General features: G+C 34.4%; 15 protein-coding genes. 11 read left to right on the forward strand and 4 right to left on the reverse strand.

The genetic code is table 11. The features are described from left to right. Nucleotides 1-68 precede the first annotated feature (68 nt). The 9 genes from ccoG (at nucleotide 69) to JS605_RS00755 (ending at nucleotide 8,858) form a co-directional block, all read left to right on the forward strand. Nucleotides 69-1,493, forward strand: coding sequence for a cytochrome c oxidase accessory protein CcoG (ccoG, locus tag JS605_RS00715; protein ID WP_203255786.1), 1,425 nt, complete (start codon nucleotides 69-71; stop codon nucleotides 1,491-1,493). A gap of 207 nt (nucleotides 1,494-1,700) precedes the next feature. Continuing rightward, nucleotides 1,701-2,147 carry a FixH family protein gene (locus JS605_RS00720; RefSeq protein ID WP_203255787.1) on the forward strand — a complete coding sequence of 149 codons (447 nt, stop codon included), beginning with the start codon at nucleotides 1,701-1,703 and terminating at the stop codon, nucleotides 2,145-2,147. Nucleotide 2,148: 1 nt separating this feature from the next. Beyond that, a complete protein-coding gene (locus JS605_RS00725) occupies nucleotides 2,149-2,850 on the forward strand; it encodes a sulfite exporter TauE/SafE family protein (RefSeq protein ID WP_203255788.1) in 702 nt (233 codons plus the stop codon). 211 nt (nucleotides 2,851-3,061) lie between these two features. Continuing rightward, the gene (locus JS605_RS00730; protein WP_203255789.1) at nucleotides 3,062-3,733 is read left to right on the forward strand and encodes a TetR/AcrR family transcriptional regulator; all 672 of its coding nucleotides are present in this window, start codon (nucleotides 3,062-3,064) and stop codon (nucleotides 3,731-3,733) included. 2 nt (nucleotides 3,734-3,735) lie between these two features. After that, on the forward strand, nucleotides 3,736-5,394 hold the full coding sequence (locus JS605_RS00735; RefSeq protein WP_203255790.1) for a peptidase domain-containing ABC transporter: 1,659 nt from the start codon (nucleotides 3,736-3,738) through the stop codon (nucleotides 5,392-5,394). 10 nt (nucleotides 5,395-5,404) lie between these two features. After that, entirely contained in the window at nucleotides 5,405-6,763 is a 1,359-nt protein-coding gene (locus JS605_RS00740) for an HlyD family secretion protein (RefSeq protein ID WP_203255791.1), read from the forward strand. Further along, nucleotides 6,760-8,163, forward strand: a complete 1,404-nt coding sequence (locus JS605_RS00745) for a TolC family protein (protein WP_203255792.1) — start codon at nucleotides 6,760-6,762, stop codon at nucleotides 8,161-8,163. The genes JS605_RS00740 and JS605_RS00745 overlap by 4 nt, the downstream gene beginning before the upstream one ends. Nucleotides 8,164-8,338: 175 nt before the next feature. Continuing rightward, complete coding sequence (locus JS605_RS00750; protein ID WP_203255793.1) at nucleotides 8,339-8,572, forward strand: hypothetical protein; 234 nt, start codon at nucleotides 8,339-8,341, stop codon at nucleotides 8,570-8,572. After that, nucleotides 8,556-8,858 (forward strand): type II toxin-antitoxin system RelE/ParE family toxin, encoded by a 303-nt coding sequence (locus JS605_RS00755; RefSeq protein WP_203255794.1) that lies wholly within the window; start codon nucleotides 8,556-8,558, stop codon nucleotides 8,856-8,858. Before JS605_RS00750 ends, JS605_RS00755 begins: the two co-directional genes overlap by 17 nt. A gap of 122 nt (nucleotides 8,859-8,980) precedes the next feature. On the opposite strand, the gene JS605_RS00760 is transcribed toward JS605_RS00755, so the two are convergent. After that, a complete protein-coding gene (locus tag JS605_RS00760; protein ID WP_203255795.1) occupies nucleotides 8,981-9,814 on the reverse strand; it encodes a universal stress protein in 834 nt (277 codons plus the stop codon). Nucleotides 9,815-9,873: 59 nt separating this feature from the next. Further along, on the reverse strand, nucleotides 9,874-11,238 hold the full coding sequence (gene hemN, locus JS605_RS00765; RefSeq protein WP_203255796.1) for an oxygen-independent coproporphyrinogen III oxidase: 1,365 nt from the start codon (nucleotides 11,236-11,238) through the stop codon (nucleotides 9,874-9,876). 127 nt (nucleotides 11,239-11,365) lie between these two features. Between hemN and JS605_RS00770 the strand changes: the two genes are divergently transcribed. Together JS605_RS00770 and JS605_RS00775 are read left to right on the forward strand one after the other, a co-directional pair. After that, a complete protein-coding gene (locus JS605_RS00770; RefSeq protein WP_203255797.1) occupies nucleotides 11,366-11,986 on the forward strand; it encodes a YceI family protein in 621 nt (206 codons plus the stop codon). Nucleotides 11,987-11,991: 5 nt separating this feature from the next. Further along, the gene (locus tag JS605_RS00775; RefSeq protein ID WP_203255798.1) at nucleotides 11,992-12,480 is read left to right on the forward strand and encodes a superoxide dismutase family protein; all 489 of its coding nucleotides are present in this window, start codon (nucleotides 11,992-11,994) and stop codon (nucleotides 12,478-12,480) included. Between the two features lie 87 nt (nucleotides 12,481-12,567). On the opposite strand, the gene JS605_RS00780 is transcribed toward JS605_RS00775, so the two are convergent. Together JS605_RS00780 and JS605_RS00785 are read right to left on the reverse strand one after the other, a co-directional pair. Then, complete coding sequence (locus tag JS605_RS00780) at nucleotides 12,568-13,368, reverse strand: class I SAM-dependent methyltransferase (protein ID WP_203255799.1); 801 nt, start codon at nucleotides 13,366-13,368, stop codon at nucleotides 12,568-12,570. A gap of 138 nt (nucleotides 13,369-13,506) precedes the next feature. Next, complete coding sequence (locus tag JS605_RS00785; protein ID WP_203255800.1) at nucleotides 13,507-13,926, reverse strand: (4Fe-4S)-binding protein; 420 nt, start codon at nucleotides 13,924-13,926, stop codon at nucleotides 13,507-13,509. Nucleotides 13,927-13,989 lie beyond the last annotated feature (63 nt).

A 13,989-nucleotide genomic window follows, 5' to 3' on the forward strand; every position in this document is an offset into this window, starting at 1 on the left:
AGGTCTTAAAAATAAAACTACCAACATACCTGTAAAGCTGTAAAAACCTTATAGGATAATGATTAAAAATGGATACCCCAGAGAACGAAATATTTAGAGATTCTATAGCAACGGTTACTGAAGAAGGTAAACGTGCTTGGGTGTTTCCAAAAAAACCAAAGGGTAGATTTTACGAATATCGAAAATACGTAAGCTACTTTCTACTGGTGTTTTTATTCCTATCTCCATTTATAAAAATAAACGGAAATCAATTTTTACTATTCAATGTATTAGAACGCCGTTTTAATATTTTCGGATTCCCATTTTGGCCCCAAGATTTTCATTTGTTTGTAATTTCCATGATAATTGGAGTGGTATTCATCACTCTCTTCACAGTGGCTTTTGGCCGGATTTTCTGTGGATGGATTTGCCCACAAACTATCTTTATGGAAATGGTGTTTAGACGCATTGAATATTGGATTGAAGGTGATAGAAACAAACAAAGAAAACTGGCAAGACAAAAGTGGAACGCTGAAAAAATAAGAAAGAAAGGACTGAAATTTTTCATTTTCGCTGTGATTTCCTTTTTAATTGCCAATGTGTTTTTAGCTTATTTAATTGGGGGAGACGAATTGATAAGATATATTTCTGAAGGGCCTTTTAATCACATAAGCACACTTATTGCGTTACTAATCTTTACAGCAGTATTCTACTTTGTTTTTGCTTGGTTTAGAGAACAAGTGTGTATTATCGCATGCCCTTATGGACGGTTACAGGGTGTATTATTAGATACAAAATCTATCGTAGTGGCATATGACCATAAACGTGGGGAAGGTGCTAACGGGAGAAAAAAATTCCGTAAAAATGAGGATAGAAATACTTTAGGTCATGGAGATTGTATTGATTGTATGCAGTGTGTACACGTATGCCCTACAGGAATAGACATTAGAAATGGCACCCAATTAGAGTGTGTAAACTGTACTGCTTGTATTGATGAATGCGACCATATCATGGAAAGTATATACTTACCAAAAGGTTTGATTAGATACGCAAGCGAAGAAAATATTGAGAAAAAAACACCTTTTAAACTTAGTGCAAGAATGAAAGGATATACAGCAGTATTATCAATTCTTGTGGGTGTTTTAGTGGGTATGCTGTTTTTAAGAAATGATGTAGAAGCTAATGTTTTGCGATTACCGGGACAGCTTTATGAACGTAAAGATGACGGTATTATCAGCAACGTTTACACATACAAATTAGTGAATAAAACCACTGAAGATATTGAAGGTGTAAACTTTAAACTAATGTCCCACGAAGGTGCATTAAAATTGGTATCTACGAGCAAGGATTTTGTTGTGCCTAGTCAAGGTATGGCAGAAGGCACCTTATTTATAGAAATAAACAATACAGCATTAAGTGGCGATAGAAATAAAATAAAAATTGGTGTTTATAAGGATAATGAACTCATAGAAACCACTACGGCAAACTTTTTGGGTCCGAGGAGTTACAGGTAACTGAGTTTACAGTAAACAGTTGTAGTAAGCAGTCTTAACCTTTAGGTAAAATGACGTTATCGGATAAGTATATTAGAAATTGAACGGCATGCTTGAAATGCACGACCGGGGAGGGATTGAGTAGTGAAATATTATATTCATTAATTCAAAATAAAATGCATAAATAAAGCCAGAACCAACAGGGAAAAGCTGTAAAAACATAAGATTATGAAACTAAATTGGGGAACAGGAATTGTACTAGCATTTATAGGCTTTATTGCCTTTATCATGTACTTTATCGTTAGCATGAACATAAATGATAAATACGACCATGATTTGGTAAGCGAGGATTATTACAGTGAAGAGCTTAAATACCAAAACGATATTGATAAGCTTAAAAATTCTAAAACGCTTAAAACCAATATAAGTTATACCAAAACAGCTGATGGGTTAAAAATTAGTTTCCCTGAAGATATTAATTATAAAGAGATTACCGGAAAATTGTTCCTATATAGGCCATCTAACAAACAACTGGACTTTGAAACTGCTATTTCATTGTCTAATTCTTATTTGCTCATACCTGACGAACGTTTGGTAGATGGCCGCTGGAACATTAAAATAGATTGGAACTACAAAGGTAAGTCATACCTATTTAAGGAACCTATTGTGTATTAGTATGTTTTGGTCTGCATTTATATTGGGGGTTTTAGGAAGTTTTCACTGCGTTGGCATGTGTGGGCCTGTGGCTTTTATGTTACCTGTAGATCGTTCCAATAAGGTTAAAAAAATTTCACAAATAACAGCTTATCATATAGGCAGACTTTTAGCCTATAGCTTTATTGGGTTAGTATTTGGCATTGTAGGTAAGAGTTTGTCTATTTTTGGTTTTCAGCAGCAATTATCCATTGCCATTGGAGTTTTAATGATTGTAGTGATTGTAATGCCTCAAAAAACATTTAATACTTACAACGTTTCTAAACCAATTTATAAAGTGATTACAAAAGTAAAATCGGCTCTAGGTAAGGCCCTCAAAAAGAAAACCATGGATACATTTTTAACCATAGGGTTTTTAAATGGCTTTTTACCTTGCGGTCTGGTATATATGGCGGTTTTTGCCACTATAGCCAATGGTAGTGTTGCCAATGGTACTTTTTACATGATGGTATTTGGCTTGGGCACCATACCATTAATGACCAGTGCCATTTATTTTAGTCACTTTCTAAAAGGCAAAACAAGACAGCGCATACAAAAGGTCATTCCTGTTTTTGTTATAATTATTGGTACACTTTTCATTTTACGCGGTTTAGGTCTAGGCATTCCTTACCTCTCTCCTGCTCCAGTTTATGAACTGGTTAGCAATGGTATAGATTGCCATTAAATTAATTTAGGATTCTCACACTATAGCGTTTTAGGGTTATCTGCTATATCTGTACCCTTTTTCCAAATAGACTTTTACATAAAAACCCTTGTATTTAAATGGTAATTCTTTTTTATATAAGAATTCCTTATGGGTAACATTAACAAAACTAATAGTTAAATTAACATAATTAATAGTATTGCTATTATATTTGCGCTTAAAATTATTAATTATGGACTCATTACTTTCAAACTTAAAGATTGCTGTTCCAGAAAAAATATATGTAAAAGATCCTGAATCATCAGCTTTAGGTAAACGCATTGTAGAGCACAGCATTATTTTAATAGACGACATTGGTTTTGATAGTTTTACCTTTAAAAAACTTGGCACTTTAATAGGCTCTAACGAGAGTTCTATATATCGCTATTTTGAAAGTAAACATAAACTACTACTGTACTTATCGTCATGGTATTGGGCATGGATAGAGTACCAGCTAGTTGTAGAAACCCATAATTTAAATCCATTAGACAAATTACAAAAGGCGGTGGAGGTCGTATCTAGAACCACCAAAGAAGATTCCAATTTTTCTCATATAAATGAGGTAATTTTAAATCGTATTATGGTAAACGAAAATTCAAAATCATTTTTAACCAAAGAGGTAGACCAAGAAAACAAAGAGGGTTACTTCGTTATTTATAAACGCATCGTTCATCGGTTACGAGATATGATAATTGCGTTAAAATCTAATTACAAATATCCATCCAGCCTGGCAAGTACGATTATAGATGGGAGCTTACACCAACACTTTTTAAAAAGTCATTTTACCTCCATTACAGATTGTGATGCAGATGTAACCCCTACCCAATTTTACAAAAACCTAGTGTTAAACACCTTACAATCTTAATTATGGAACAACCAAAAATGACCCCTTGGCAACGTTTAATCGGGTTGCTTCAACTAGAAAAAAGGGATATACTGCAAGTATTTTACTATGCTATATTTTCGGGTGTGGTAGCTTTATCGTTACCGTTAGGAATACAGGCTATAATTAACCTAATTCAAGGTGCACAAGTCTCTACCTCTTGGGTGGTACTTGTAGTTTTAGTTACCCTAGGTGTGGCATTTGCAGGCCTATTACAATTAATGCAACTAAGAATTATAGAAACCATTCAACAACGTATTTTCATGCGTTCGTCGTTTGAGTTAACGTATCGCTTCCCTAAGATAAAAATGTCTGAGCTACGAAATTACTATCCGCCAGAGCTAGCAAACCGTTTTTTTGATACGTTAACCATACAAAAAAGCTTATCTAAAATTTTAATAGATGTTCCAACTGCGGTACTTCAAATTGTATTTGCATTAATATTGCTATCATTTTATCATCCATTCTTTATCATATTTGGCTTGCTGCTTTTAGCGCTCATTTTTGTGGTGTTTAAATTCACAGCAATTAAAGGTTTAGAAACCAGTCTCGTTGAATCCAAGAAAAAGTATATGGTTGCACATTGGATTCAGGAAATAGCCAGATCCGTAATCAGCTTTAAATTATCGGGCAGCACGAGTCTGGGGTTACAAAAAAACGACAACCTTGTAAGCGGTTATCTTAATGCTAGAGAAAACCACTTTAAAGTATTAATGCTTCAATTTATCCAAATGATAAGCTTTAAAGTGATAGTAACTGCAAGTTTATTATTGATAGGCGGTGCTCTTGTTTTAAATCAAGAAATGAACATAGGTCAGTTTGTTGCAGCCGAAATCATTATCCTATTGGTTATAGCCTCTGTGGAAAAATTGATCCTTGGTTTAGAGTCCTTTTACGACACGTTAACATCACTGGAAAAACTAGGGCAAATTGTAGACAAAGGTTTAGAAAGCCAAACAGGGGAGCAACCAAAATTTAGTAAAGGCATACGAATTGAGCTAGACCAAGTAGCCTATGAGGTTGATAATAGGGACAAGCACATCCTCAGGAATATTTCTTTAACCATAAATCCTAAGAGCCGTATTCTGGTACGTGGAGAAAGTGGTTCAGGAAAATCTACTTTACTAAGGCTTGTTGCAGGAGTTATTCAGGCTACCTCTGGTCATGTTTACGTAAACGATATGTCCATTAATAGTTTACACCTAAATTTTTACAGATCGCAATTAGGTTTATCATTATCAGACGAAACCCCATTTGAAGGCACCATTAAAGACAATTTAACCTTTGGAAACCCTGATATTACCGATGAACAAATCATGGAAGTCCTAGAAAATGCAGGTTTAAAAAGTTTTATAAAAGACCAACAAAATGGTTTGAATACCATACTTTACCCTGACGGAAAACAAATGTCGTACACCTTATCTAAGAAGATTGTACTTGCCAGAGCTATCTTAAAACAACCTAAAGTACTTATCCTAGAAGATGCCTTAGATCGTTTTAACAAGAAAGAAACCGATGCTATTATAGACTATTTAACACATAAAGATAGGCCATGGGCACTTGTAGTTGTAAGTAGTAGCGATGCATGGTTAAACAAATGTAGCGAGATAATTACTTTAGAACAGGGAAGAATTAAAAATTAAAATATAAGTTATGCTAAATATCACACATAACCAGTTAAATAAAACAATTGATTTAGGTGTCTTTAAATCAGGAAAAAACGTGTTGAATAAAAAGTATTACAAATACTTTAACAGGTTTTTATTAACTGCTGCCATTATTATCCTAATAGTACTATTTTTACCTTGGACACAGAATATTTCTGGAAAAGGTTTGGTTACTACCTTAAAACCAAATCAACGTCCACAAACCATTCAATCCCAAATACCTGGACGTATAGAAGATTGGTATGTACAGGAGGGCGACACTGTAAAAGCGGGAGATACTATTTTAAGAATTTCTGAAATTAAAAGTGAGTATTTTGATGACCGATTGGTGGAACGTACCAACGACCAAATTGTAGCAAAATCATCTTCAGTTAATGCTTATGGCGGAAAAGTGGAAGCTTTAAATAGACAAATTTCTGCCTTGCAAAACGAGCGTTCTTTAAAGCTGGAACAAACCAGAAATAAACTGTTACAATCGCAACTAAAGGTAAAAAGCGACAGTATTGATTTAGAAGCAGCAAAAACCAATTTAAAGATTGCCGAAACCCAATACAATCGTATTTTTACGTTACAACAAGAAGGTTTAAAAGCTGTAAAAGATGTTGAAGAAAAGCGTTTAAAACTACAGGAAACCCAAGCAAAATTTATATCACAGCAAAACAAGTATTTGGCAAGCCAAAACGAAGTGATCAATGCCGAATTAGAACTTTCTAGAACTAAAGCCTCGTTTGCAGATAAAATATCTAAGGCGCAGAGTGATATGTTTACGGCACAATCCAGTCAGTTTGATACCAAAGCACAGGTTACCAAACTAGAAAATGCAAAAACTAATTACGAGCGTAGAAATAGTTTGCTATATGTAACTGCGCCTGTAAACGGCATCATCAATAAAGCATTAAGAGGTGGTGTAGGTGTTACATTTAAAGAAGGGGAAGAATTAGTAGGCATTATGCCATTGCAATACGATTTAGCAGTTGAAACGTTTGTTCGCCCTATTGATTTACCACTAATACACATTGGCGAACATGTACGCGTACAGTTTGATGGTTGGCCCGCCATAGTATTTAGCGGATGGCCCAACGTATCTTATGGTACTTATGGCGCTAAAGTTGTGGCTATCGAAAATTTTATTAGCGATAATGGTAAATATAGAATTTTATTAGCTCCAGATGAGTCAGACCACGAGTGGCCCAAAGCAATTCGTGTAGGTTCTGGTGCGCAAACCATAGCTTTATTAGAAGATGTCCCTATTTGGTTTGAGTTATGGCGACAAATTAACAGTTTCCCTCCTAACTATTATCAACCAGAGGGTAACAAAACAGCCTCAAAAAAAGACAAAAAATGAGAATAGCCCTAATAAGCATATTAATCCTCTTTAGTGGTTTAACCTCTGCTCAAGATTCTACTTCGGTAATTTCCTTAGCAGAATATTTAGGGTACGTTAAATCATTCCATCCTATTGTAAAGCAAGCCAATTTGGTTATTAACGAGAGTGAAGCCAAATTGATGAAGGCTCGAGGTGCATTCGATCCTAAGTTAGAAGTGGATTACGATAGAAAGAAATTTAAAAACACTGAGTATTTTGATAAACTAAACGCCACTTTTAAAATTCCAACCTGGTTTGGTATTGAGTTTAAGGGTAACTTTGAAGAAAACACAGGGGATTTCCTTAACCGAGAAGCTGATGTTCCGTTGGATGGCTTATACAGTGCAGGGGTTTCTATACCAGTAGCACGTGGCTTACTTACCAACAAGCGTATGGCCATGTTAAGGCAATCGCGTTTGTATATAAAACAAGCACAGGCCGATAGGCAGTTACTTGTTAACAACATTATATACGAAGCCACTGTAACCTATTTTAATTGGCTACGTAGATATAATGAAAAACGTGTATATGAGGATTTTTTAGAGAATGCTGAAATACGCTTCAATGGCATAAAAAAGAGTCATGAAGTTGGAGATATGCCAGCTATTGATACTTTAGAGGCAAGAATTGCACTTAACAATAGAAAATTAAACTTAGAAAAATCTAGGATTAAATTTATAAAAGCATCTTTAGAGCTTTCTAATTTTATATGGCTGAATAACAATACCCCCGTTGAGCTAGAAGATAATGTTATACCCGATGTTGATACGTTTTTATCGGTAGATGAAACTTTAAATACCTCTGGTCTCGATATTGAAAGTTTTGATATTGAAAGCCATCCAAAGCTACAATCCCTGGATTATAAGATTAGGAGTTTAAATATTGAAAAGCGTTTAAAGGCGAACAATCTATTACCCCAAATAGATTTACAGTATAATTTTTTATCTGAAACCCCAGAAGTTGCCAGATCTTTCAGTACCTCAGCCTATAAAAGTGGGGTAAATATTAACTTCCCACTATTTTTAAGAAAGGAACGTGGTGATTTAAGGTTGGCAAAATTAAAGTTACAAGATACCAGGTTTGAAGTTCAAGATACTAGGGTAAGCTTAAGAAATAAGATTGATGCCATTAACCAAGAACTAGACTCTTACGTTACCCAAAGTGATTTTACCGAAGTTATTGTAGACGACTATGCCACCATGCTCTCTGCAGAAGAACGTAAGTTTTTCTTAGGGGAAAGCTCATTGTTCTTAGTAAATTCCCGAGAATCTAAACTTATTGATGCAAAGTTAAAAGCCATAGAAATTGAGAATGATTTCTTAAAAACTAAAGCTAATTTATTTAATGTATTGGCTATTCCTGAAGGTCCGACTAATTAAGGGATTGGGATTGCTTTCATTTTATAACTTTACTTGATTTTATCAGAAAAAAATAATAGCTCCGTTTATCTTTGGATATGAGCCATTAAAATAGTTTATATCAGCTAAGTTGTACATCATATAAAAATTACGTTCAAAAGAAAAATCATAAGATTAAATTTGTAACTTTGGTATTATGGATTTAAGCTTAGAAAATAAAAAAATTGAATTAATTCAATGGTTATCAACTTTAAATGACAAGTCTCTGATTGACAAACTAATGAAATTAAGAGAAAAGGAAAAAAACGATTGGTGGAATGAAATTTCAGCAAGGGAAAAAAAGTCTATCGAAAAAGGAATTATAGATGCTGATAGAGGAAATTTGACTTCTCACTCAAATGTGAAAGGGATTTATGAAAAGTGGCTATAAAATACTTTGGACTGACCACGCAATATCCGAACTTAAAGAAACTTTAGAATACCTAGAAAATAATTGGACTGAAAGAGAATTAAGAACATTTTCCCTTAAACTAGATCACACAATCGAACTGATTTCTAAAGCACCTGAAATATTCCCCACATCTATCGGGAAAAAGAATATCCGAAAAGCTGTAGTTGAAAAACACAATAATCTCTATTACAGAATTAATAAAAATTCAATTGAGATTGTTTCTTTATTTTCAAACAGAAAGCATCCGAAAAAAAAGAAAATATAAAATCGTTGCTGACAAAGTAAGCTTTTGGTTCCGCTCATATGCAACCAAAACTATTAGTAAAATAGCCCTACCACTAGCCTTAAGGGTCTAGAAGGGCTGTGTAACACCCAAAATATAACCATTTAAATCTTAAACGTCATAACTGGTAATGTCGCATGGTTGGCAACATCTTCTCCAATACTACCCTCAAAGAAATGTGCTAAGCCTTTTCTGCCGTGGGTAGGGATAGCAATAATATCTGCCCCAATTTTATTGGCACAATTTAGCAGACCATCTTCAACCGTATAATCTGCTACATAGCACACATCTTCCATCTTATCTAAGTTTCTATCTGCTTTGGTAAAGAAGTTTACAACGTTACGCTCAATTTCCAATGTACTTTTAAAACGATCGTTTGGCAAGTTAACATGCACTAAATACACTTTAGCACCAATTTTTTCAAATAACTGTTTTGCTTTAAGGTAAGACGAAATACATTCTTCAGAAAAATCGCAAGCAAAAGCTACCACATCAAAATGAATATTTGGCAATTCCTTTTTTACTACCAGCACAGGAATTTCCGCATGGCGTACCACGCGCTCTGTGTTAGAGCCAACAAAATATTCCTTAAGTCCAGATGTGCCATGGGACCCCATTACAATTAAATCCGCATCGGTTTTTATAGCTACATCATTTACTTCGCTAAATATTTTAAAGTGTTTTACCAAGGGGGTTACCTTTATATCTTGCAAAAAATCCTTTTTTAAAAATGCTTTAAACTTCTTTTCAGCTAGTTTTAAAAAAAATGCTGTTTTTTCATGTTGCAAACCATCAGAAGACGAAAGCATAATATCAGACATCTCTAACATGTGTAGTGCTAGTACTTCTGCGTTATACACTTTAGCTAATTTAGCTGCAGTTTTAAGTGCATATTCTGAGTGATTTGAAAAATCTATGGGTACAATAATTTTTTTCATCTTGTTGTTTTTTAATAATTAGTGCTAGTAAAGAATAACGGTAAATTTGGTAGGTTTCGTTAAACCGTCATTGAGAACAACTGTGTTTCTGGCTGTTTTCGTTTTAACAACACATCAAAAGCCATACACACATTACGTACAAAAGGTTTTCCTTTTTCTGTGACTTCAATACCATCAGCATAAATACGTACCAATCCGTCAGTTTCCATTTCTTTTAACTGAATTAAAACATCTGGTATTTCCTCAAAATAAAGGTTAGTATTGCTCCAAGACGTTTTAAAGCGACACATTAAGTTTAATATATGCTGTCTTATAATTAAATCTTCAATATTTAGTATATGTCCCCTAAACACTGGTAATGTATTGGTTTTTAATATCTCGTAATAGGATTTAATATCTTTTACATTTTGCGCAAAACCATACCAAGCATCACTGATGGAGGATACTCCTAACCCAATCATGGCTTGTGTTTTAGAAGCGGTATAGCCCATAAAATTCCTGTGTAATGTTCCATGTTCCATAGATTGGTACAAAGCATCTGTTTTAAGGGCAAAATGGTCCATCCCAATTTCTTCATAACCTACTTCTGCCAATAGCTGTTTACCTATTTCATACTGTGCTCTCTTAAGACTTGCACTAGGTAAATCGCTATCTTGAAATCCTCGCTGTCCGTTACCTTTTATCCAAGGCACATGTGCATAACTATAAAATGCCAAACGATCTGGAAGCAACAGTTTTGTTTTTAAAATGGTATCCTTAATATGCTCTAGTGTTTGGAAGGGAAGTCCAAAAATAATATCATGCCCTACTGATGTATAACCCACCTCCCTAGCCATATCAGTGGCTTTTTTTACATGTTCAAATGGCTGGATACGATGAATAGCCTTTTGTACTGTTTCATTGTAGTCTTGAACGCCAAAGCTTACACGCCTAAAACCTACATCATATAAAGCCTGTAAATGTGCTCTGGTTGTATTGTTAGGATGCCCTTCAAAACTAAACGCATAATCTGGTGCTAATTGCGAAGTCTTTAAAATTTCAGAAATTAAATATGTTAAATGTTCGGGACTAAAAAAAGTTGGTGTACCTCCTCCAAGATGTAATTCCCTTATAAGAGGTGTTTCATTAAATAACTCCAAATATAAACGCCATTCCTTTAATACGGCGTTTATATAGGGCAATTCTACTGCATGTTGTTTTGTAATACGCTTGTTACAGCCACAAAACGTGCACAAACTCTCGCAAAACGGCAAGTGAATGTATATACTTATACCCTCTTTGGTATTACTTTCCTTTAACGAATACCTCAAGGAGGTTTTCCATTCTTCAACAGAAAATGTTGCACTATCCCAATAAGGTACAGTGGGGTAACTTGTATAACGGGGACCTGCTATGTTATACTTATTTACTAATGATGTTGACATACCTGATAATTATATACCAAAATTAGAAGATTGAAAAGTGAAAAAATATGACATAAGTCATATCATTAATGTTGCAATTCATGGATTTATAACTTAACTTTCGAGATAACTAAAAATCATATGAAAAATGAAAAAATTAAGTATTGTTTTTTTTGTTTTAGCATTGACCCTAACCGCATGTAAAAACGAAAAAAAAGAAGTAAAAACAGATACAACCAGTGATGTTACCACTGAAAAGTTTGTTGTAAAGTCTGAAGCTACATCTGTAAAATGGACCGCTTATAAAACCACTGAAAAAAAAGGTGTTGGTGGCGAATTTAAGACGGTAAATTTTGAAAACAAAGAAGGGGCATCTGTAGAGGAAGCGCTTAATAACCTTGAGTTCTCAATCCCTGTAAGCAGTTTATTTACTAAAGATGAAGGTAGAGATGCGAAAATAAAAATGTTTTTCTTTGGAAAAATGTTAGATACAGAGCTTTTAAAAGGCACCATAAAACACAATGGTACAGATTATAGTGCAGCTTTAACCATGAATGGGGTTACTAAAGATCTACCACTACAGGTAACTGTTACTGACCAAAGACGTGTTACCATGACTGGCACTATAAACTTGGCCGATTGGGATGCATTAGAGGCCTTAGCATCCTTAAATAAGATATGTTATGAGTTACACAAAGGTCTTGATGGTGTTAGTAAAACATGGGAAGATGTTGCCCTTGAAGTATCTACATACTTACGCAAAAGCTAAAAAAATTGACATTTATAAAAAACCACAGCATCCTACTAATAATCCCATTGTTACTTTTTACATCATGTAAAAAGAACAATGAAAAAGAGAGTGTAGTAGCACCTATTGTGGAAACAGAAGTTACTCTACCTAAAAAGTTTAAAGTAGTGCTTAACCCCGAGTATAATGTTAATGTAACTGGCAAAGTAATGCTTAAGGCAGAACAAAATAATGTAACCTTAACTGCTATTGTTAGTGGACTTGTTCCTGGAGAACACGCATTATACATTCAAGACAAAGTGAACCAGAGCGATGATAACTCCAAATTTATTGGCAATCTTATAGCTGATGATAGTGGTAACGGTACTATTTCTAGAATTACAGAAGATTGGTGCATAGGTTGTGGTAACGATGCAAAAGATATTTTAGGGAAACACATTGTGGTTTATACCAAAGCAAACGATCCATCAAGTACCTTAGAAACGAGTATAAGTTGCTCGGGACTTATAAAATAAAAACGTATTGCTTATCCTATAGAAAAGCTGCCTTTTTGGTAGCTTTTTTTTATGGTAGTAACTAGTATCAAAAAGTTAGTAACATCCTTAAATCTTCCTCGCCTTCAAACAAAATATCAGAGGGTATAATTTATCCTGGGTAACATACATCCCAGAATCTGTCTTTGCCAAATTAGGCAACACATTGTATGGACTTTCATTGTACTCCTTCAAATATTCTATATGCAAACCTGCTTCGGTTAACGCTGAAACCACTTCGCCTAAGCCATGATTCCAACAGTATTCTTTACTAATCATTTTTGAGTTTTCATCGGCATAAGTCCCCTCATATTCCTCATAAATAACCTCATCTTGCATATAACCATATTTCATGATGGGTGTATCTCCCAAATAATCAAACATCCAAACCATAGGATGAAATTCTGCTATGAAAAACGTTCCTCCTTGTTTTAAACGTTCTGCAATCATCCGCCCCCATGGTTTTAAATCTGGTAACCAACCAATCACACCATAACTGGTAAAAACAATATCAAATTCAGCTTTTACATATTTGGAGGTATCTAAAACATTACAGCATACAAATTTAGCATCTAACTGTAACTCATCATTCAATTGTTGTGCTAGTTTTATCCCTTCATCGCTCAAGTCTACGCCAATACACTTAGCACCTAACCTACTCCAACTCAACGTATCTTGTCCAAAATGACATTGCAAATGCAGCAAAGATTTCCCAGAAACATCGCCTAAAGCTTCTAACTCATAGGACATTAAAGATGATTTTCCTTTTTTAAATCCTGCCATGTCATACATATCACTTTTGGCATGAACTTTGACTTTGTTATTCCAAGTAGATTTATTGGTTTTAAAAAAAGAATTAATTGATTTCATTTCTGTAAGTTAAACATCTAAGCTACGACCTATATCGTAAATATAGTATAAAGTTTTTTCCGCATACGCGTCTATATATATTTAAAGCGCTTCGATAATTAATTATCAAAGCGCTTTATCCTTTTTGGTAATTTTTAACTAACCTTTAAATGCTGCTTGTACATGTGCCCCATCACAATAAGGTTTGTTATCAGACTTTCCACACCTACAAAATGCTGTAGTTTTATTTTTTGTTTCAGAAGAACCATCTTTAGCCACTACCTTCAGAGTGCCATACACCAATAACGGTCCATTTTCTAGCACTTCTATTTTAGTCTTCATAGTTTCAGAGGTTTTATCCTTTTCATCATTCATATAAAAACGTAATGCACCTGATGGGCATTGTTTTACTTGATCGATAATAGCCTCTGTTTCTGCCTCATCCATTTTAACCCAAGGTCTTAACCTTGGCCGGAACACCTTTGGCAAACCCTTAGCGCAGATCGCAGAATGGATACATTTTTCAGCTTCCCAAACTACTGTGGTTTCTCCATTTGTGTATTCTTTTATCTTACCCATATTTTAGTTTTTACTAAAGATACAAAAACCAGCTCATTTTAACCTCCACTGTTGTTCTTTACT

The sequence above is a fragment of the Hyunsoonleella ulvae genome, assembly GCF_016827605.1.
Lineage (GTDB): Bacteria > Bacteroidota > Bacteroidia > Flavobacteriales > Flavobacteriaceae > Jejuia > Jejuia ulvae.